This window comes from Lederbergia wuyishanensis, assembly GCF_022900255.1.
GTDB classification, from domain to species: domain Bacteria; phylum Bacillota; class Bacilli; order Bacillales; family Bacillaceae_C; genus Lederbergia; species Lederbergia wuyishanensis.
Genome location: NZ_JALIRM010000008.1, coordinates 46,706 through 66,153, shown reverse-complemented (window position 1 = coordinate 66,153; position 19,448 = coordinate 46,706). Strand labels below are relative to the sequence as shown.

Genomic DNA, 19,448 nt, shown 5'->3' with positions numbered 1-19,448 from the left:
CACCTACCTTTCTACTAAATCAAATTTAATATCCTTATATCGAGGAACACCGTTTCGATAATCAATCAATCCAACGCTCCTATCGCCACAATAAAATGTACCTGTTCTAATACCATTTGTTTGCGGATCTGAATATTTTACACTAATGAAAACGGGAGAAACAGAATTTAACACCTGACTTAATTGGTCTTTACTAAGATAATTATAAGAGACTTCCAATTTCCGTTTTGTTGCAATACGTTCAATGATCATCGTTCCTCTGGAATTACGCTCAGCTTTACTTAAATCCATAATTCCAATATTCAAATCAGAAGGAGCCGGCATGTCGACTCCGTTAATACTAAAGACCACTCTACCGCCTCCTTTAAATTTGTTGAATCATAGATTTTCCAACTCGAACCTTTTCTTGATCGATATACGGATTGATTATTCTTCCGACGGTTTTCCCATCAAGCTGTAAGATAACATCTCCACTTTTACCTGAACCTTTACTAAATTGCATAGCATTAACAACAGCCGAACTTACAGCGCCTGCAATAAGGTCTTGTAAGTCATCCAGTGGAGAAACCACTTCACGACCACCAGGGTTATCACCGATTAATGCAAGAGTAGGTCCATTTGTTATTCCACCTTTTGCTAAAGCAGGAATCTTTGGAATGTCAGGTATATTTTTTACTCCTACTATTTTATTTTTAGCGCTATTAAAGTTACTAATAAGAGTATTTAGGAAGCCAACCGCTCTGTTATAAACAGATTTGAAACCGCTAGTCAGTCCCTCAGTTAATCCATTTTTTATGTTATTTAGAGCTTTTTTCGCAGGTTCTGCAACATTTACTTTAAACCAATCATATGCTCCTTTGAATTTATCCTTGATAGCTCCCCACACTTTACCAGCTGCATTGGCTATAGATGTTTTCCAATTGTCAAAGGCTTCCATTGGCCTCTTTGCTACATTGTCACGGAACCAATCATATGCTCCTTTAAACTTATCTTTAATTCCCGTCCAAATAGGTCCTGCTTTATTAGCAATGTTTTCTTTCCAATTGACAAGAACATCTGAAAAACGCTTCGCTACATTATCCCTAAACCAATCATATGCATTTGCAAATTTACCTTTTATTCCCGTCCAAAGTTCATTAGCTTTTGTTTGTACTGCTGATTTCACATTTGCAATGGCGGAAGTTATTTTATCTCCAAGATTCGTTTTAAACCAATTATACACATCAGCAAATTTCCCTCTGATAGCTGTCCAAATATCTCCGGCTTTGTTTGCGACTAAATTTTTCGAGTTTGAAAAGACATTAACAATTTTGCCAATCACATTTGTACTAAACCAATTGTAAACATCTAAGAATTTACTTTTTAAAGCATTCCACATATTTCCGCTATAAGTTTTGAAATTATTAATTAGGATGGAAATTTTCCCTCTGATAAATGTCATGACATCATCGAGATATCTTTGTGTCCCGGATTTGATTAATTCGAGCCCTTTCGTCCACCATTTACTTATCGTAGGACCAACATTTTTAAATAAGTTAATGGCTAAACCACCAAAGTTAGTTATGCCTTTTAGGATTCTTCCGATAAGGAGTAAATTCAGGATATTCCAAATGGCTTTTATAGCACCAAAAAATACGTCTTTACACCCTTCCCAGACTTTCTTCCAGTCTCCGGTAAAAACGCCTGTAAATATTTTTAGTAATCCAAGTACAACGTCAATCAAGCCATCAATTGCACCTTTTATATTTCCCCATATTAATTTCACTATAAATTTTACGATTGGTGTCATGATTTTGAGGAAATTCTTCCATGCCTGACCCATTTGAGCAGAGTTTTCTTTCCAAAACTTTGCCACGTATTCAAACTTTTCAAGAAGATATTCTTTAACTGTTTGATATACCTGTTTAAAAATCTTTCCTAAAGGCTTGAAATATTTCTTAACTTTATCAGCGAATTCTTGAACCTTTTTACTAATTTTCGTGAATGCTCCTTCTGTCGGACCAGTTGCAGGTATTATCGAATCAAAACCACTTCCTTCGATATCCCCGCCTGATCCAGTGCCTGTTCCACTACCGCCAGAAGAATCACTTGGTTCTGATAGTTGGTTGATTTCATCAAATCCGGCAATGCCTCTACTCGCTTTTGCCGCCTTCGTTGCTTCTTTACCAGCTTTTTTATAAGCTTTTCCTAATCCCCCAACGGCTCCAGTTTGCTGTTTTGTTGCTGCAACTTGCTGATTAGTAACTTTTACTTGAGAACTTTGAGTTTTAATAGATTTCCCGAAAAGAGCTTGCATGAATTGAGAAACAACAGATGTGACTCTTAATAAGGAGTTCGCAAAGTTCTGCAACAAGGGCATAACAGTAGTGGCAAGAGGAATAAAAGCTTGTCCTATATTAACGCGAATATCATTAAAGGTTCGTGTTAATGCTGCTAATTTCCCTGCAAATGTGTCAGTGTATTTTGCTGCATCTCCTACTTGCCATTGAGTCTCTTGGATAATCCCATTAACTTCTGCTTGGATTTTTTCTTGTTGAGTTAGCTGATTAGATGTTTTCCCAATAGAACGAGCGTATTCTTCCCACATCTTTGCTACGTTCTTGGTTACCCCGGCGTTATCGACTAGAATACTATTTTCATTTTTTAAACCTTCAGTAGCTGAACTAACGGCTTCACCAAGTGAGTATGAAGCTTGTCTACCAAAAGAAGCTGCGTCTTTTAAGCGGTTCATGACAGACTGTATTTGCTCATCGTTATACCCACGCGCCGCTAGATTTTTATATGCGGTTACAGCATTAGTAAGAGGGACAAGTCCATCTTCTATATAGTCATCAATAAACCCCTTTGCTTTTGCAAAGTTCCGTCCCTGACCAACTAAAATACTTTCCAACCCTTTAAATGCACTTTCCAAGTCGCTAGCAGCCATCATACTATCTTTTACAAACTTGCCAATTCCAATGGTAGCAAGAGCTGCTCCTATTTTCCCCATTATGCCTTTTACATTCGATTTAAAGTTATTTAAGTTTTGCTGAGATCTTGCTAATTCTTTACGCATTCCACTGAAATCAGCACCGCCGCGAATTAACAGGTTTCTTTGAGCCATTACTTCACCTCCTCGGTTCCGCCGAATAAAGCATTAAGTCGTTTAACTTGTTTAAACATTTCCTCATCAGTCATTTTCTTTTTCTCAGGCTCTTTTCCAAGAACTTTATTTAAACTAGGAAACTTGTTAATTCTTTGCCAATATGCCCCCAAATACGTTAGAACGATCTTTTCTTCATTTAACGCTCTTTGTTTTTCATTAAAATCTTGTATATTAAGATTTAACTCATGAGGCGTCATTTCGTTGTAATCTGCTATGCTTATTCCGATATGGATTGCGGATTTAAGAGACTGTTCCCAATCCCAAGCAATTGCTTGGTCTTCCGACTCTACTCCACAATCCGTTGAAAGTTTTTTTGTTCTTCCGCCATCTGTCCGAACGCAGCATTAAAAGCTAGTGTCATTTTTTCTAAGAGTTCGCCATAGTTATTCGCCTTATCTAGCAAATCTTCCATATCTTCAAGTTTTAAAGTTTCATTGTTTTCTTTAGCATCCGATAACAATCCACAATAAAAGACTTTTTCAATGGTTTCCAAATCGAAATTTTCCAAATCGATGTCGTCGAAAGTCATTCCAGTTAATGCTGTTAATGTTTTCAAAGCCTTGTGTCCAAAACGTAATACACGTGGTCTATCGAGATTAATAATGACTAAATCATTTTTATCGCTCATGTTCATCCTCCTGAAATATAAAAAATAGACTAGGGATTCATCTCCCTAGTCTTAAGAACCTGTTCCTACTGCTAAATTTGGCTTACCTGAAACTTTTATCGTAGCTGAAAAAGATAATGGATCCTCTAAATCTGCGCCGGTTGCAAAATTAGTTACAACCCCTTTAAATTCCCATTTTGCATTAACTTCTGGAGGGAACTCAATTGTAAAGTCTTCGGTAACTCCGCTTTCAAATAAATCATAAAGTTCTTTTTGCCCTTTTCCTGTTTCCGGATTAAAATATCCTTCTAACGGCACTTCTCCACCGTCTTTAAAGCCGCCAATAAATTCACGATATCCCCCGTCTGAATCTAATGTAGTGACATCGATTGTATCCGCCGATAAGTCAAGTCCGCCTATCGATGTTAATCCTGCTACTGGTGTAGATGTGGTTTTTCCTATTTTCAGTTTTGTTCCTAATGCTCTTTTAGCCATTGTTATGCCTCCTCATAATAAAACGTCACGTCAAAGATTCCTCGATAAAGTTGTAGTTCATTTTCATATGTTTCTGCCTGATTGTTAACAGTCATGTCCTGTATATAAATACCTTCATTTCCAATGTTTCTGAGTGGCAACGTGTCTAACTGTTTTCTCAGTTTTATAGATAAATCTTGAAGTTGTGAATACGATGAGCAAAGAATGTTTAGCAAATACCCAGCTTCAGTATGATTTTGAATGCCTTCAAACGTCTTTGTTTGCTGAAATCGTGATTTCTGATACACAAGAAAAGGGGCTCTCTCACCTTCAGGTGCATTAGTTGGATAGATTCTATTTTTTAATTCCGGAATTTTATTAATCTCATAACGTAATGCCTTTTCCAACTAATCACCCCCTAAGTTCCTTATCAATCCGCTTAGACATTTCATTAACGATGGTATCCTCTATTTTTCTTTTATTATTGGAAAGTGAGTCTCTAATAAAATAAAATCCCGGGATGTATTTTCCGTTTTTCGTAAAAAATCCATATTCTTGTGACACAGGATAATATCCCGTTATATCTCCCAATGAATTTCTCTTCTGAAAAACGTCATTCATCGAACGATCAAAAACAACACGATATACTTTCTTTCCCTTTGTTCGTGTTCGCTCACCAACTAATTTGATACCTTTTTTTAAATCTCCAGTCTGAACAGGAGCCTTTACTTTCGCATCTTTCGATGCAATATTCATTCCTTTTCGAGCAGCTGCTGTAACCGTTCGTTGAGGAACATCTCCAAGTTTTTTCAAATCCCTTTGAAGCTTTTTCATTCCCTCAATTTTGAACTTAGCCACTATATCAACTCCTTGCATAATAGCTGGAGTAATATGTTTTTCTCTTGAAAATTAATCGGTGGTGAAGATAACTCGAAAGTCCTTTCTCCATACTTAATTCTCATATCCGATGTGATACCTGGAACATATCGCATGTTGATTTTATGAGTAACCTCACTATTTACAGTTTCTGCTGCAAAGAACTCACGGCCACTCATTGGATAAATACCGGCACGCACTGTAAGTATTTCTTCCCATTCAATTGGATCCTTTATTTCTTCACCATAGTCATTTTGGGTACCTTGTAACTTTTGAAAAGTAATAACATGTCGAAATTCGCCTGGATTAATACGAAATCTAGACATTAAAAAATACACCCCCTATAAAAGATTGATGGAGTGCATGTCCAAAATTGATTTAATAACAATGTTCACCTTGTCATTTTCGACAGTGAAAGTACGATTATCATATAGTTCATTGGAAAGGACCATCAATGCAACGGTTAGGTCCTCTTTCATGTCCATTGCTTTATCATCGAGACCGGTATAACCCTTAATATAAGTCTTACATGCAGCTAAGATGGTTGTGAATGTTTTAATTACTTCTGGATCTTCGGTGTTGTATTCTCTGGCATATTCCATCAATTCTTTAATGGTGACCTCACTTACTTTCATCTTCAGTCACCTTCTTCTTCGTCTCTACCTTTTCCACGTATCCAGCACTTAGAAGGTCCTCATAGATAACCTTCTCCTTAATATCCCGAACTTCTCCGGGAGCCATGGTGACAGCGCCTGCAAAACTAACTAGTGCCTTGACTTTCATCCACATCACCCCCTAAAAAAAGAGAGGTGGGAGTTCCCCCCACCCATTAAGCTCCTGCTTTCATAATAAGCTTAGCAATTTTTTGCGCGTTTTCCACTTTCGAATCAATTTCAATCCAACCAACAACACCAACGGCATGTTGAGTAGCGTACTTTTCGCGAAGAACTTCAATTGAAACATCTTCAGCAAGTTTTACAGCAAGTCCACTCATATCCCCGTAATAGATAGCTGTCTTACTTGCTTCCAGTCCTGGCATATTGTCCGATGTATAAACATCTTTGCCCAGTAGAGTATATCCCCATTTTGAATTAAAGTCTTTTTGAAGTAAGTAAGTGCCATCGCCATCCTTCAACTTACGAATAGCCTTTCTAGTTGATTTATTCATAATCCAAATAGACTCACCTTGGAAAGCGTCAGGTACTTCTTCTTGAAGATCAATTAATTCATCAGCAGTTACTACTGTTGAACTAGCAGCGACAACTTTTAGTTTTACAGTTGAAAGTCCTGAAACCTTGTCTGTAGTACCATTAAGTAATTCATTTTCAATCCATTTAGCAATTGACTCCGCCATTTTATTAATAACAAAACTTGCAATGTCAAACTGAGAGTTATTAATTAAAGACTTAGAAACTTTGCTTAGTGCACCAGCCAAAAATCCTTTTAAAGAGATTGAACTGAATTTTCCACTAGTTGATTCTAGTTCAACAAATTCATCGGCATAAGCCATTTCAATTGTTCCAGCTTCTTCGTCGTAATATGGGATACTCAGTGTGCCGCCAACATTATAACGAGTCGCTAACTGGTAGATTGGAGAAAGGTCATAAACTCTTTGAATGATTTTATCCGCGATGGACGAAGGAATAACCGCACCATTATCACCGACAGTTAAGTTAACATCTTGTCTTTCTTCGACTATACCGCGAATGTAGTTAGTGAATGCACGTTCTTCAGCAAGTGCTCTTTCTTCTTTCGCTGATTTTTTCACAGGTTCTTTCTTCTCAAAGCCACGAGCTTCCACTTGCGCATTCAACGTGTTATCAATTTTAGTGATTTCCGCCTTAATTTCACCAAAACGCTTATTTTCTTCATCAGTGAAAGCACGTGTTTCCTCTTTCACTTTCTTTAGTAATCCGTCCATTTCATCAAGTAGATTGTTGCGTTGCTCTAAAAGAGATGGCATAGAGCGATATTCAATTACTGGTTTTGCTAGTACATTTAACATAATTCATTTTCCACCTTTCAGTTTTAAAATTTCTATTTGTTTCTCATATAGAGAATAATCAACGTTTTCCCGTTGTTCTTCCTTAGTTAAATCTTCAATTTCAGCTTTAAAATCAGTACTTCTGTTTTCCGAAATGACGTCTTCCTCACCTCTTGCCTCAATTGATGTAGCAATATAAGCAGGTGTTTTGTCCAATATTGATACTTCCAACAGGTCAATATCTTTCAAGAATCTTCGCTGTATTCCATCTGGACCATCTTGCCAATCAGGGTCATTGTCAATAAAACCAAACGACCAACCCCTTAATTCACTATTTTTGGCTTTTTGAATTACTTCATCATCGGAAACGGTAGCAATTGCTCGTAATCCAATATTGTCCTCGTACAACTGCAAGTTTCCTTCTTTAATGGATCCTAATTTCTTCTTTACATCATGGTTAAAACGAAGCTCCACATCATCTGCTTTCTGTAAGGCACGTTCAAATGTTTTCGGCTTAATCTGCTCTATAAACCTTCCCCTTGGAGATGGTAGTATTCGGCTATCTCTTGCTACCGCATTTACATAGCCATCAAGTAATACTTGGTTCCCTCGGATTTCTATTCTCATCTTCCTCACCTCCCTCCAAGGTTTTACTGGAATTATTCATATTAGATGACTTGTCTGTATTAGGTGTGTAAACAGCGCCTGTCTTAATGTTGTATAAAACGTCATTTAGACCAAGCACAATCAAATCTTCAAATGCCTTTATTGGCTCTGCATCTTCAAGGTATCTAACCTCGTTAATGCCAAAAATCTTATTTTTAATTGCAATCTCATAAGCTTTGAATCGCTTCTCGATATCGCCTTTAAGCAACTCCTTTGTATCGAAGGCAAAATAAAAAGAACCTTTTTCACTTGGCAGTAAAAGGTCCTTGTTTAAGGCGGTTTGTAAGGCTATTAGAATTGGTAGAATACAAACCTTTATCCAATTGTTATATACCTCATCACTTGCTGTTCCATCTAAAATAGATTCAGGAACAACAAATATTTTACAAATCTCTGCTGAATTGGTTTTCTTATTTTCATTAAGCTGCATTTCAACGGAAGTATTCGCAGCTTCTTGAAACTCCATTCCGTTATTCAATATGACGACATTCTCATCATTGTTTTTATATAGGTTTTTCCAGGCTAATTTGAGCTCTTCAATTGCTTCTTTACTAAGTCGATTTAGAGCTTTTAAAAACCCTTTTTTGTTTCCGCCTGTCTTAACAAGTGTGTCTTCAAATACCAATGAGTTATATGCAACAGAAAATACTTTATTATTTTCTTCGATAATGCCCATACCTGTTATTCCATCTGTCGTTTTTCTAGTTAATTTAAGAAACTCAAAGTCTCGATACATCGCTCCATGAACTAAAATATCATAGTCCTTAAAGATAGGATCCGTGTTCTTTTGAATTGACACATTAGTATGTTCCACATAATGAAGGCTCTCAATTGTATTTCGGTAACGATTTATAAAAGCATACCCAGCGCCATTAAGCAGATAATCTACAATCAATGCTTTTTTAAACTGAAAACCATCTAGAGTATCCTTGGTTTCATCATTGAGAAGAAATATACGCGCATCATCTTTTATCTCAGTAACCTTTCTGTTTTCAGATTTATAAAGCATAATTGGTAGTGAAGCTACTGTGTCAGAGATAATACCAACACAAGCACTTACAACTGGGATAGTTAAAGCTTCTTTGCTTGTAATTGTCGTATTACCAAGTAATGCTTTTAACAATACATCATCCACCTGTGGAGTTAATTCCTCTGACCTTTTCTCGCTTTTTCCAAATGGCCATAATCTCACTTTCTCACCTCCTCCTATATTACCTGTGCCCCCCAATCCGCATCAGGATTGAAAATTACATCTTGCTGTAGTAAATAAATAGCGTTAATCAAGCTAACAACCATATCGACTTTACCTGTAGATTTCTTTTTGTTTACATACATGTTTTTGTTAGTATCATAGGTTACTTTGGCATTCTGGAAGTTTTCCTCTAATAGCACGTTTTCAGTGTAATGGAACTCTTTATTAAGGATTTTTTCCTTTAATAGCTTAGTAGGTGGATGCAGAACACTTGAATGTTGTCTGACTTCCACTGTTGTATACCCTTCTCTTTCAAACCTTTGAGCACTAGATAAACAGTTGTAACGGTCATAACCTATACCCATAACCACAACATTATGCTTTTCTTCAATAGCTAAGATCATTTCCTCGATGAACCCATAATCAACTGTCATATCCCCACAAGCAAAACAAACTCCTTGTTGGATAAAATCATAATAATTAATTTTTTCCAGTTTATTTTTTTCTTCGATTCTTTCTTCTGGAACAAACGCAAATGATTCAGCATATATTTCTTGGTCCTCTTCTGTAACCATTGAGTAAGAACAGTTGTCCGTTGTCATCGCTAAGTCTAGCCCTACCCAAACTTGACGGCCAGACCAATCAAAGTTATCAATCTTACATTTTCGTAAATCGTCCACATTGATATATGCCTCACCACTGTTACTAGGTAAGAAGTGGTTCATATGTTTACAGAGGTATTCTTCGCGCTCAGCTGGCTTTTCAATAGCAGTTTTCCTTGCATCACGAATTTCATTGAAGTTTTCCTCAATTCGTAATGGATTCGCCTGGTATAATCCAGTGTCATCCCAAAGATGCTCTTCTTCTGCATAATAAAGAAGGGCAAACATGCGGTCATCTTCGACAAAACCGTTAAATACCTTTCGGATGTACGCAAGTTCTTCCAACATGATTGATTTATCTTCAGCATAAGCGGTTGTAAGTTTGAAGCGTAATGGATTCTTTACGTTCAACTGCCCCGATCTCATTGCATTAATATTCTTATAGTCCTTAAATGCTCCAACTTCATCCGCAATAAAAGCACTTGGTCGAATCGAGTTATTTTTATTCGCTTCAGCTGTTCTTGCCTGGAAGAAACTATTGGTTAATTTACAAATAACTTTCCCGTTTAAAGTTATTGGAATAACAAAGTACTTACTTACTGCCGGACTCGCATTAATGATTTGCGACATTGCTTTCTTAACTTCACCAGCAAGCTCCCTATCCAAACAAATCGAGTAAAACTCTGAATAATCATCCTCTGTTAACATCAGAATGATGAGAATCAATGCACAAATAAACGTTTTAGCATTTTTCCTCGGTATAAATAAAGTTACATCACGATAACGATATTTCTTTGGATCATCTTTAAACCGCCATCCAAAAATATTAACAAGAAAAAAAGCCTGGAAATCTTCCAGACCTTTTAACACAGGTTTTCCAATCACTCCTAAACCAGTTGCAAAGTTTAGCAATGAAAGAATACCTTCAATTGTTTCAATAGCATCTTCATCAAAGTAGTAATCAAAATCATCACTATCTTGCTTTTTTAAATCTCGTAAAAACAAATGACATTGAATAATTACTTCTTTTGTAGTAATTTCTTTTCCAGATGTTACTCTTTCAGCATACCTAATGGCTTTTTCTAAAAGAATCACTTCTTACCACCAGATAATACTTTTAACAAAGGATCATCTTCCTTTGCTTTAACCTGGAAATTAATGTTTCCAAGTTTTGCCCTACTTTGTGGAGAGAGACTCAATTCATTACAACATCGGAAAAAGTCTTTTGTATATTTTTCTTTAGCCCGCATCAAATTGTTATCAAGTAGTTTTTCTATGTCTTTATTAATCTGCTTTTCAATTTGCTGCAGACGATCAATGGAAATAGCGAAAGTACCTAAAATGTAAATATCCAAGTTACCAAGAATCCCACTTGCTTGTAATTCCTCAACAACATAATTGAAAATTTTCTTCTGCCTAGCGTTTAAATGCTTCGGAGGGGAAATATTATCAGCTGCCCCTCTAAGCTTTTCCTCCGTCTGTTTTCGAACCTCTATCTCTTCTTTTGTTAGGTTTTTACTCATCGTTTTTACGCTTTTTGATGGCCTAACCATTTCCTCACCTCCTGTGAAATAGTAAAATCTTTTTTATACATCCTAAAAATTTTCATTTAGGGAATTTTTTTCGAGCCGATGTGGATACGTGGTGTTCCGTAGGTCAAAAAAATTCGACCATGTCCCCGGGGGGGATATTAAGCAACATTTTCCTGTTCTTTTACAATTTCCAACAATTCCTCACGACTAATCTCACCGCATTCAGCTAACTCATGATGATATTTACAAAGTGAAATAAGATAGTCATCATCCAATCGTTTATTCCAATCCTCTGCAATTGGTACGATATGATGGACCTCTATATTATGAAAGTTATATTTTAATTGAGTGTTATGCAGTTCTCTTATACATACTTGGCATAGATGTTTATCACGTTCCTTAATATGATTACGTTTCTTTTGCCATACCTTGGACCATCTGAACTTATCAATGTAGGTAGTCTTATAGTTAGTGCGTTTAGGTTTATGCGGACACTTATACTTACGATCATGAATACCACCACAATACTTACAACTCTTTAGCAACACTAATCACTCCATGAAAAAAAGCCATCCGGAATGGATAGCTCTATTATTCTTCTTCTAAATCATCTGGGTAAACAACTGTTTCAAATACTTCTCCAGTTGCTTCATCTTCAATAGAAATCGTAACTTTGTTTTTCTCAGGATCAACACCATCAAAAATTTGATATAGCATTCCACTTACTCCTAAGCTCATTGTTACAAATCCATCAAAACTGTTTTCAAATTCATCTCGATTTACAATTGTTCTAAACTCAGAGAATTTTTTGTTATGAGTAATATCTTTAACAGATGCAAAATCTTCACCGCTTATTATGTCTTCGATAGATGTTTTCATCTCAGTTTCTAATTCTGACAACATCTCTTTGTGCTTTGATTTTGACATCTTATAAGTAAGAGATCCATCTTCATTTTGTATTACTTCACTAATTCCATCAGCTTTTGCTTCAGCAATTACCTGGTCAATACTCTTTTCATCTTCATCTAATCCTAAAAATGAGGCAGGTAGAGTAATTTCTACACTTAGAAGGTTTTTATCTACTTCAATAGATTCATTGTCAGTTTCAGCATTTTTCTGTTCAGAATCAACTTTAGCTGGATCAATAGCTTCTTTTTTAGTTTCGTCCTGATTACATCCTGTTATTACTAACAAAAATAGCATTAAGACTATCGATATTTTTTTCATTATTAATTCCCCCTTTTTGAACATAAAACAATTGTCTACTAAATGGAAGAATTTCGCAATAAGTTATAGTTTTATATGCTATTACTATAATAGGAATTTTCAATAGTTTCAGCATGGTAATGGTAAGTTACCTAAATAGTACTTTATTTGGACAATACCTCATCAGCAAATTTAATCATTCTCATAACCTCAGCGTGTTTACTTTTGATGTAGTTATAACTATAGTTTAGTTCATTTGCAATTACTTCTAATGTTTTTCCTTCAACATACTTTTTATAAAGAATCTGGTTCTTTACACCTCTAAACTTTCTAATTAGCTTTTTTGCATCACATAGATCATTCATCTTATGCGCTAATTCATATTCAATATTAGATATATTTTCTTCTAAATTAGCAGCAATAGATTCACGTTGTAATTTAACTCCTTGTAAATCACCGGAAACCCATCTTTTTAATTCCCTTTTACTTCTCTCTAAATTAAATTCAAGAAATTCAATTTCTTCTATTAATTTTTGATAGTCAAGTAGCCATTCATACAATAATGGTCACCCCTTTTGAGTAAAATGCGTTACGTTCTGTTACATCTGTTACGCGCTCAAACCATTGGTACATAACGATTTGTTATCATTTTGAAAGTAAAACGTAACGCATTTGACCCCTATTTTTCTTTTATAAGATAACTTTTTTGTATATTTATATATAATATTTATATAAGAAAGTGATTTTATCTGTTACATCTGTTACACAACCTTCAAACACTTGATACAACTGGATTTCATACGTAACAGATATCTGTTATACGTAACGCATTTATCCGTTATTTTGCGCATTTTTAACTAAAATGGTCATTATTTTGACTAATTTCTTGACCAAAAAACGGTCAAGACCTTTTGACCAACCATTGATATAACTGCATTCATTTTTTCTATTTGACCAAAATTTGGTCAAGCGCGGAAATTTCATGGTAGATTTAATCGAAATGTGAATTAAAGCTGTTTCAATTCCAAACTTGTACTCGCTATTAAAATTGGTTTTCTAATCAATTGATAAAGTACAGCTTCAATATCATCTACTAATACTTCCTTGATGAATGGACTTCTCAAAGGCAACTCATCAACTGTTACAGGGAAAGGAATATCTAATTCCATTTCTTTAGCCATTTGAGTAATAACCTTTAATCTATTTCTATCTGCACAAACAATGTATAGCTTTTCTTCACTAGCTTTTTTAATTAATTCAGTAGTTTTTCCACAAACTCTCCTGCCACCAATCATCATATTTCTTTCACTCCTTCGCTCTTTCTGTCTACTCACTTACAAATATTCTTTTATTCTTTCCATCCACTCTTTGGACAACCGTTGCATATCCAAATAACTGTCGAATTTGTTTACTGAAGCTAATATTACTAACGGCTTGATATCCATTTTCCGAACAATAAAGCTTGTATTGCATATAAATGTCACCTACAACCCCACGTTCAAGCTCAACATCTTCGTTATTGATAAATGAAATGATAGGATTATTTTCTTCCTGGTATTTTTCAAGTTCTGCTTCAACAGCTTTAGATTTAGTAAATTGATGATTCTTTAGTAATCTTTTCAATGCATCCAAGGCAATATTTAACACATAATGCATAGATTCATCGGATAATAGTTTATCTGTAATAAACGGGTCAAAATCTTCATCATTTGTACTAAATTTCGCTTTAAATGGAACAATCTGCAATCTTCTTCCTAATCCGTCACTATAATCATTTATTCGCGGCATTTCGTTAGCACTAAATATTAGCTTTGCATAGTTAGTAAAATCAAAAGGGTCCTTACCCTTACGTTCAACGTTTAATGTTTCACCAGTAGATAGCTTTTTGAAAATAGAAGACTCTTTGATATATCCTTTTGAAATATCGTCACCGATGTTAACGAGTTTTCCAAATAGCTCAGCTGTCTTAAAACGTTGATCTAGTTCATTCAAATCGAGGGAAGCAACATTATCTGAACCAGCAAGTTTTCTTATGATTTTAAGAAAAGAGGATTTCCCATTTGATCCATCACCAGTAAGAATAAATGTTGCAGCAAACTCATTTCTTCTAAATAAAATGTATCCAAGAATCTCTTCCAAAATCGCACGGATTTTTTTGTCCTGGACTGATATTTTATTTAATGTTTTATCAGTCACTTCATAATAAGCATCCTTTATGTAAGCAACCGGTATTTTATTTCGTGTTATTATATCCGGTGAAAAATCTTCTAGTTGCCATGTCTCTAAGTTAAAAACACCATTCTTCACAACTACATATTTTGTGGGTGAAAATTGTTTTTCCTTTGCCTTCAGCTGAAGATACGCTAATGTTTCTTGGCGCTGCATACGTTTGAGATTGGGAATATGCTTAATCATTGAGCCTTCAATGTCTTCTTGGCTATCACTATAAACTCCATCTTGATAGATATGAAGCACGTTGACTATTTTACAAATATGATGTTCATTTATAAGGAAGTCTCCAAATTTTTCATGTTGAAATTGATTCTTTACAAAGAAGGATTCCTTCATGAATGCATCATCACGTAATATTATATTTAATTCCGATTCGGAAACAGGTTGTTCTAAAATATATTTATTAATGATAGAAATGGTTTCTTTAATATCATTCTTGGCCATTCCCTGGGACTGCATTTTTAAAATATAGGTGAACAACTTATCGTTACGTCCGTCACCCTCTTCAAGTTTGGCCAAGTTAGGATTTTTCTTTGAGTACGGATATAACCATATTGGCATTGGGTCATGGTCATTCACTTTACGAATCCATTTACGAGTTTTACCGTTTATCTTGAGTGGATCAACCGTGTTTTTCATACCTAGTTTGTAATCACAAAGGATTCCGATATTGGAAAACCACTTTATTTTATTTGAAGTTAAATCGTAACCTTTGAAGTAGAAATGCATGCCGTTATCAGTCTCGAGGACAGAACATTGAATGTCCTTGTCCTCAACGATTTCAAATAATGTTTCTGCTTCGTCTATATCATCAACATCCACCATGATGTAATCCTCATCTAAAACTCCAACAAATGACTCGTATTTTCTAGCAGTATGATAGGATAATAGCTTATCGGAATCTTTAAATTTGGTTGCTGCATGTTTTCCCGTACCTTTTAAATAGCCCTTATAGATTGTAATCACCTACTTTCGTGCAAAGGGAAATTTTATTCTTGCAAAAGTACTTGCTCAGCCATTCTCACGCAACATGCTGCTGTTTCTATCAATTCACGATAAACTGAGTCCATATCGTTTTCCTGTAACGCTTCAGCTACTTCCCCTGCTTCTTCCATAATGGTAATGAAGCGCATCTGTAAATTTAATTCATTCGGATGTTTTATATTTTGCCTTTCACATTCCTTATTGATATCCGTTAATATTTTGGTTCTTGGAGTTTCGTTTTCATTTTCGTATCCCATAGTCACTCATCTATCTCCATTCTCTTTTTCTCCAAATCCCTTGCAGCCTTTACTGTTTCATCAAATATTTGAATGAGTCTATAACCATCTTCTTCAGGTAATTTTTTTGAAAGAGCATATACCTCTTTTCTCCGTTGTACGATTGTGTTGGAATAAGGAAAAAGTATAAATCCTTTTCTCAAAGCTTCGAACATTTCGATTCACCCCAATCCCATTTGTTTTGCAGCAGATTGAACAGCCATGTACATCGCTTGATTATCCGTAAAATCTTGTTTTTTCAATGCATCATAGTTAGATTTGGAAAGCTTAGCGAATACTGGAACCATTGTTAATAGTCCAGGTAGCACCTTGTTAATTTCGTCTCTCATCATTTCTAATTCAATCTGAGACATGCCGTTGAATTTGTTCATCCATTATTCCTCCCCTAAAAAAGCATTGATTCGTTCCACCGCTAAATCCCAATACCACCAGTAATCTAATTTACTTGGTATATCCATATTGGTTATGTCATCATTCAGGATAAAGCATCTATCAGGTGTATAAGATATTTTTTCGGCAGAACCGTTTTTAACTCTTTTTAACTCATGGTCATTCTTGTCCACACTTGCAAAAAGACGAAACACCTTTTCTTGCATTCTTCTTCGGCCATAAACGGCATAATCATATTTGCTACTGATTTTTACAATCTTTTGAAACTTAATAAGTTCCTTACAACTAAAAATTGTTTCTTCTGGATCAATGCCTTTTACAAACCAATTAACAATTGCTTCATTTACGATTGGTAAATCATTATCAAGTGGTTTTAGCTTTTTAACATACGCACCTTTTGATTTGTACTTACCTTCAGCATCTACCAAAATATAATTGTTCACATCTTTTTGAATAACTTTGACAAACTCTTCAAACTCAAGTTCCATCCTTGTACGTTGTTCCCATTCATAACAAATGTCATCGATTAAACGGTAATCATCATAATTCCTTAACTTAACGAGGATACCGTCAGTATTGGATTGAATAACTTCACAATGTGGCTCTAGCTTTTCTATTAAATCGAGTAATAACGTCATACCACCAATACATACATTATTGGCTTGCCTTGGATCATAAAGACCGTTGTATTTATCTTTCATTGCCCCATATGTACCGTTGATTACGATTTTTAGTGGCGCTTCACGTTTGTCTTTAGCTGCCTTATATTCCAATCGTCTATCACGTATTTCACGGAATTTCTTAGGGTCCTTTACGTTGCGTGAAAGATAATCGTATTCAATCATTAATGCTGGGTAATACGATGCAACATCGATATTTACAAAATGGCCGGTACCAATATAGTTATTCCTAGCTCCATGTAAACCACCCCAGGCAAATATGTGGGGAACACCTGCAACATCGATTTCAAGAACCTTGCTATAGTCTTTGTTTTCCATATAGAAGTTTAATACTTCGGTATATTTGTTGATTCGTAATGTTGATGGAAATGAAAAATCAAATTCGTCATTTCTTGGTACATTTGGTTGTTTTGCATCCAGGATAACTGCACTCAATTGAGCCTTTGTTTTTGAGATATTCCGCAAAGGAAGATTAAACATTTTCAGTAATTCAAGTTGTGATTCATATTCAGATATTGTTTCCGTAAAGATATGGATTGTTTCATGAACATCATGACGGCAATACTTAATGACATCTACAATTTCTTTCTCTGTTAATGGTCTATCCGTATCAAAGGAGACAGAAGTCTCCCTTATGTCATGTCCTTGAAAACCTTCAAGTTGCTTTAAGGACCTGAATTTGTTTGTCATTACGTCGAAATTAAGGAGTTGTATCTTCCAAAAGTCTTTATAAAATTTCCAACCTGGTTCATGTTTCTTGATGATCCACTCATTTATCTCTTGCGGACTAAATCCACAAACGATAGCCTTCAAAATATATTGATCGTAATGTCTCGAGTTGTAACCTATCCAAATATCTTTCTTACGTTTGTTATAGAATTCAATTAAAGCCGTTTCATTATTTACAAAAACGTGTTCCGATTGACTTGCAGCATCCACGATTACTACTAACCAATCATGGGAAAAAACTTCAAAATCGTAAAAGAGCAAAATATTTCACTCCTTAAAACCATTCATTTTCTTGATTTTCCACATTAACTTCCGTCGCTCTTAATATGGCCAGTTGGCTAACTAGCTCACGTCTGGATTTCCCTGCAGTATCGTAATAACCTAATCGGTGTAATTGCTCTATGATGTGGTTCATCATGATATCCTGCTTGGCTTCAAATGCTCTCATGAATTCACATCCTTATCTAATAAACATTTTAGTCGAACTATTCGTTATGATAGCGACCTAATTATTAAAAGTATTATTAAGGTTAAAGCTAACCCTAAATAAACGAGTTTTCTTTTCTTTACTAGAAAGTTCCATAAGTTTTCAACTGCTTTTTGGGTTAACTCCAATATCCAATCGAAAAAAATTACCATTACATCAGCAGCCTTTCTATGTCACTCTTTGTGTCTACTAGTCACCTCTTATGTTGATTCGGATGCTGTAACTGGTACCTACGACCATCTACTTCAATAACAGTAGGAACACCATTTTTCATCTTTATAACTGTAACTATTTTTTCTTCTTTCACGCCGTTCACTCCCAAAATAAAAGGGAGCCGCTAAGCCCCCCTTATTCAGTTATTCAACTTCAAAGATTTCAACAATCTTAAACTGATCAAATCCGCCCTTATCAGTAGTTTTGTCTAATAGATACTCAAATTGCCCATCAATCTCTTCATGAATATCCAGGACAAGATCCGCATAATCAGCAAACCCGGTAAACTTAACTTCATCCTTTTCGCAATCCCACAATGCACGCAACATTTCATTGTTTTGGTGAACCTGAATTCCAAATGCTTTATCATTTTGTGGCTGCATGACTTTGTTATAGAAAATGCGTTGCCCCTCATATTCACCATCAACAATTTTGAACCAAATAGTTAACATTGGGTCACCTTTTTTGGATTCAGTTAGCTCCATTTTTTCAACTTCTACCTCATACTGCCCATCTGGAAGTGGTTCAAAATCACCGAACCCACCGTTTTCTTCAACTTCCTTCACATCATTTTCTAAAGCTTCTAAATCTACTTGTTTATCAAACTTGCTCCAATCAAATTTCTTTTCTGCCATTATTCATCGTCCTCCTCAGTTACATTTGCATTTACTGTCCCATCATCATTAACACTGTACTCAATGCCTTTATGGTCTGATTTAGGTTCTTCCTTCTTAGTTGGAGCATTCTCCATAATTTCCTTTGGTGTGTCATAGCTGAACTTTAAATCAACCAAGAAGTAGGTGCCGTATTTATTGTGCTTTTCACTAATTTGAAATGATGTTAAATAGATATCTTCCTTTGCTTCAGCAACTAATTCTTCCGCTTCATCACGAGTATCAGCGTAGTGCTGCTCTTTTGCATTAAGTTCTTTAACTGCCATTTTACATTCCTCCAATTTAGATTTTTATATTGTGTTTCCTAATAAACTGATTTGTAGTTATATAAACAGGTATCGCTCTTCCATTTTTCCAATTCACTCTAACTGAGCGAAATGAATATGGCCTATTTGCATATTGGAGGGATCCGGATTGGTAATCCCTTTCCCTCCGAATTTCTCGTAATCTCCTATATCGTTTTCTACGATATCTATTTA

The 19,448-nt window shown here is 35.4% G+C and carries 27 protein-coding genes; all 27 read right to left on the bottom strand.

Annotated elements, in window-relative coordinates; all coding sequences use genetic code 11:
• Positions 1–3: 3 nt before the first annotated feature.
• The 27 genes from MT489_RS11620 to MT489_RS11490 all read right to left on the bottom strand — a co-directional run bounded on the left by MT489_RS11620 (position 4) and on the right by MT489_RS11490 (position 19,235).
• A complete protein-coding gene (locus tag MT489_RS11620; protein WP_244681725.1) occupies positions 4–351 on the bottom strand; it encodes a DUF6711 family protein in 348 nt (115 codons plus the stop codon).
• A 13-nt stretch (positions 352–364) separates the two neighbouring features.
• Complete coding sequence (locus MT489_RS11615; RefSeq protein ID WP_244681724.1) at positions 365–3,103, bottom strand: phage tail protein; 2,739 nt, start codon at positions 3,101–3,103, stop codon at positions 365–367.
• On the bottom strand, positions 3,103–3,342 hold the full coding sequence (locus MT489_RS11610) for a hypothetical protein (protein ID WP_244681723.1): 240 nt from the start codon (positions 3,340–3,342) through the stop codon (positions 3,103–3,105). The genes MT489_RS11615 and MT489_RS11610 overlap by 1 nt, the downstream gene beginning before the upstream one ends.
• A gap of 89 nt (positions 3,343–3,431) precedes the next feature.
• A complete protein-coding gene (locus MT489_RS11605; protein ID WP_244681722.1) occupies positions 3,432–3,773 on the bottom strand; it encodes a hypothetical protein in 342 nt (113 codons plus the stop codon).
• 51 nt (positions 3,774–3,824) lie between these two features.
• Entirely contained in the window at positions 3,825–4,247 is a 423-nt protein-coding gene (locus tag MT489_RS11600) for a phage tail tube protein (RefSeq protein WP_244681721.1), read from the bottom strand.
• Between the two features lie 2 nt (positions 4,248–4,249).
• A complete protein-coding gene (locus MT489_RS11595) occupies positions 4,250–4,633 on the bottom strand; it encodes a hypothetical protein (protein WP_244681720.1) in 384 nt (127 codons plus the stop codon).
• Positions 4,634–4,637: 4 nt separating this feature from the next.
• On the bottom strand, positions 4,638–5,084 hold the full coding sequence (locus MT489_RS11590) for an HK97 gp10 family phage protein (RefSeq protein ID WP_244681719.1): 447 nt from the start codon (positions 5,082–5,084) through the stop codon (positions 4,638–4,640).
• Complete coding sequence (locus MT489_RS11585) at positions 5,084–5,428, bottom strand: phage head closure protein (RefSeq protein ID WP_244681718.1); 345 nt, start codon at positions 5,426–5,428, stop codon at positions 5,084–5,086. The genes MT489_RS11590 and MT489_RS11585 overlap by 1 nt, the downstream gene beginning before the upstream one ends.
• Positions 5,429–5,443: 15 nt before the next feature.
• Positions 5,444–5,737 (bottom strand): head-tail connector protein, encoded by a 294-nt coding sequence (locus MT489_RS11580; protein WP_244681717.1) that lies wholly within the window; start codon positions 5,735–5,737, stop codon positions 5,444–5,446.
• A complete protein-coding gene (locus tag MT489_RS11575; protein ID WP_244681716.1) occupies positions 5,724–5,885 on the bottom strand; it encodes a hypothetical protein in 162 nt (53 codons plus the stop codon). The genes MT489_RS11580 and MT489_RS11575 overlap by 14 nt, the downstream gene beginning before the upstream one ends.
• Positions 5,886–5,931: 46 nt before the next feature.
• Positions 5,932–7,107, bottom strand: coding sequence for a phage major capsid protein (locus MT489_RS11570; RefSeq protein ID WP_244681715.1), 1,176 nt, complete (start codon positions 7,105–7,107; stop codon positions 5,932–5,934).
• 3 nt (positions 7,108–7,110) lie between these two features.
• Positions 7,111–7,713, bottom strand: a complete 603-nt coding sequence (locus MT489_RS11565; RefSeq protein WP_244681714.1) for an HK97 family phage prohead protease — start codon at positions 7,711–7,713, stop codon at positions 7,111–7,113.
• Positions 7,676–8,944 (bottom strand): phage portal protein, encoded by a 1,269-nt coding sequence (locus MT489_RS11560; protein ID WP_244681713.1) that lies wholly within the window; start codon positions 8,942–8,944, stop codon positions 7,676–7,678. The genes MT489_RS11565 and MT489_RS11560 overlap by 38 nt, the downstream gene beginning before the upstream one ends.
• 14 nt (positions 8,945–8,958) lie before the next feature.
• The gene (locus MT489_RS11555) at positions 8,959–10,641 is read right to left on the bottom strand and encodes a terminase large subunit (protein ID WP_244681712.1); all 1,683 of its coding nucleotides are present in this window, start codon (positions 10,639–10,641) and stop codon (positions 8,959–8,961) included.
• Complete coding sequence (locus MT489_RS11550; RefSeq protein ID WP_244681711.1) at positions 10,638–11,099, bottom strand: phage terminase small subunit P27 family; 462 nt, start codon at positions 11,097–11,099, stop codon at positions 10,638–10,640. The genes MT489_RS11555 and MT489_RS11550 overlap by 4 nt, the downstream gene beginning before the upstream one ends.
• Before the next feature lie 137 nt (positions 11,100–11,236).
• Positions 11,237–11,623, bottom strand: a complete 387-nt coding sequence (locus tag MT489_RS11545; protein WP_244681710.1) for an HNH endonuclease — start codon at positions 11,621–11,623, stop codon at positions 11,237–11,239.
• Positions 11,624–11,669: 46 nt separating this feature from the next.
• The gene (locus MT489_RS11540) at positions 11,670–12,305 is read right to left on the bottom strand and encodes a hypothetical protein (RefSeq protein ID WP_244681709.1); all 636 of its coding nucleotides are present in this window, start codon (positions 12,303–12,305) and stop codon (positions 11,670–11,672) included.
• A gap of 143 nt (positions 12,306–12,448) precedes the next feature.
• Positions 12,449–12,844, bottom strand: coding sequence for a hypothetical protein (locus MT489_RS11535; RefSeq protein WP_244681708.1), 396 nt, complete (start codon positions 12,842–12,844; stop codon positions 12,449–12,451).
• Between the two features lie 447 nt (positions 12,845–13,291).
• Positions 13,292–13,582 carry a hypothetical protein gene (locus MT489_RS11530; RefSeq protein ID WP_244681707.1) on the bottom strand — a complete coding sequence of 97 codons (291 nt, stop codon included), beginning with the start codon at positions 13,580–13,582 and terminating at the stop codon, positions 13,292–13,294.
• A 28-nt stretch (positions 13,583–13,610) separates the two neighbouring features.
• Positions 13,611–15,473: a DNA primase family protein gene (locus tag MT489_RS11525; RefSeq protein WP_244681877.1), complete on the bottom strand. Its 1,863-nt coding sequence runs from the start codon at positions 15,471–15,473 to the stop codon at positions 13,611–13,613.
• 32 nt (positions 15,474–15,505) lie between these two features.
• Complete coding sequence (locus MT489_RS11520) at positions 15,506–15,763, bottom strand: nucleoside triphosphate pyrophosphohydrolase family protein (RefSeq protein WP_244681706.1); 258 nt, start codon at positions 15,761–15,763, stop codon at positions 15,506–15,508.
• Positions 15,760–15,951, bottom strand: coding sequence for a hypothetical protein (locus MT489_RS11515; protein ID WP_244681705.1), 192 nt, complete (start codon positions 15,949–15,951; stop codon positions 15,760–15,762). The genes MT489_RS11520 and MT489_RS11515 overlap by 4 nt, the downstream gene beginning before the upstream one ends.
• Before the next feature lie 6 nt (positions 15,952–15,957).
• Entirely contained in the window at positions 15,958–16,167 is a 210-nt protein-coding gene (locus tag MT489_RS11510) for a hypothetical protein (protein ID WP_244681704.1), read from the bottom strand.
• Between the two features lie 3 nt (positions 16,168–16,170).
• A complete protein-coding gene (locus tag MT489_RS11505; protein WP_244681703.1) occupies positions 16,171–17,856 on the bottom strand; it encodes a hypothetical protein in 1,686 nt (561 codons plus the stop codon).
• 13 nt (positions 17,857–17,869) lie between these two features.
• Complete coding sequence (locus MT489_RS11500; protein ID WP_244681702.1) at positions 17,870–18,043, bottom strand: hypothetical protein; 174 nt, start codon at positions 18,041–18,043, stop codon at positions 17,870–17,872.
• A gap of 395 nt (positions 18,044–18,438) precedes the next feature.
• Positions 18,439–18,930: a DUF669 domain-containing protein gene (locus MT489_RS11495; RefSeq protein WP_244681701.1), complete on the bottom strand. Its 492-nt coding sequence runs from the start codon at positions 18,928–18,930 to the stop codon at positions 18,439–18,441.
• Positions 18,930–19,235: an organic solvent tolerance protein OstA gene (locus tag MT489_RS11490; protein WP_244681700.1), complete on the bottom strand. Its 306-nt coding sequence runs from the start codon at positions 19,233–19,235 to the stop codon at positions 18,930–18,932. The genes MT489_RS11495 and MT489_RS11490 overlap by 1 nt, the downstream gene beginning before the upstream one ends.
• Positions 19,236–19,448: the final 213 nt, after the last annotated feature.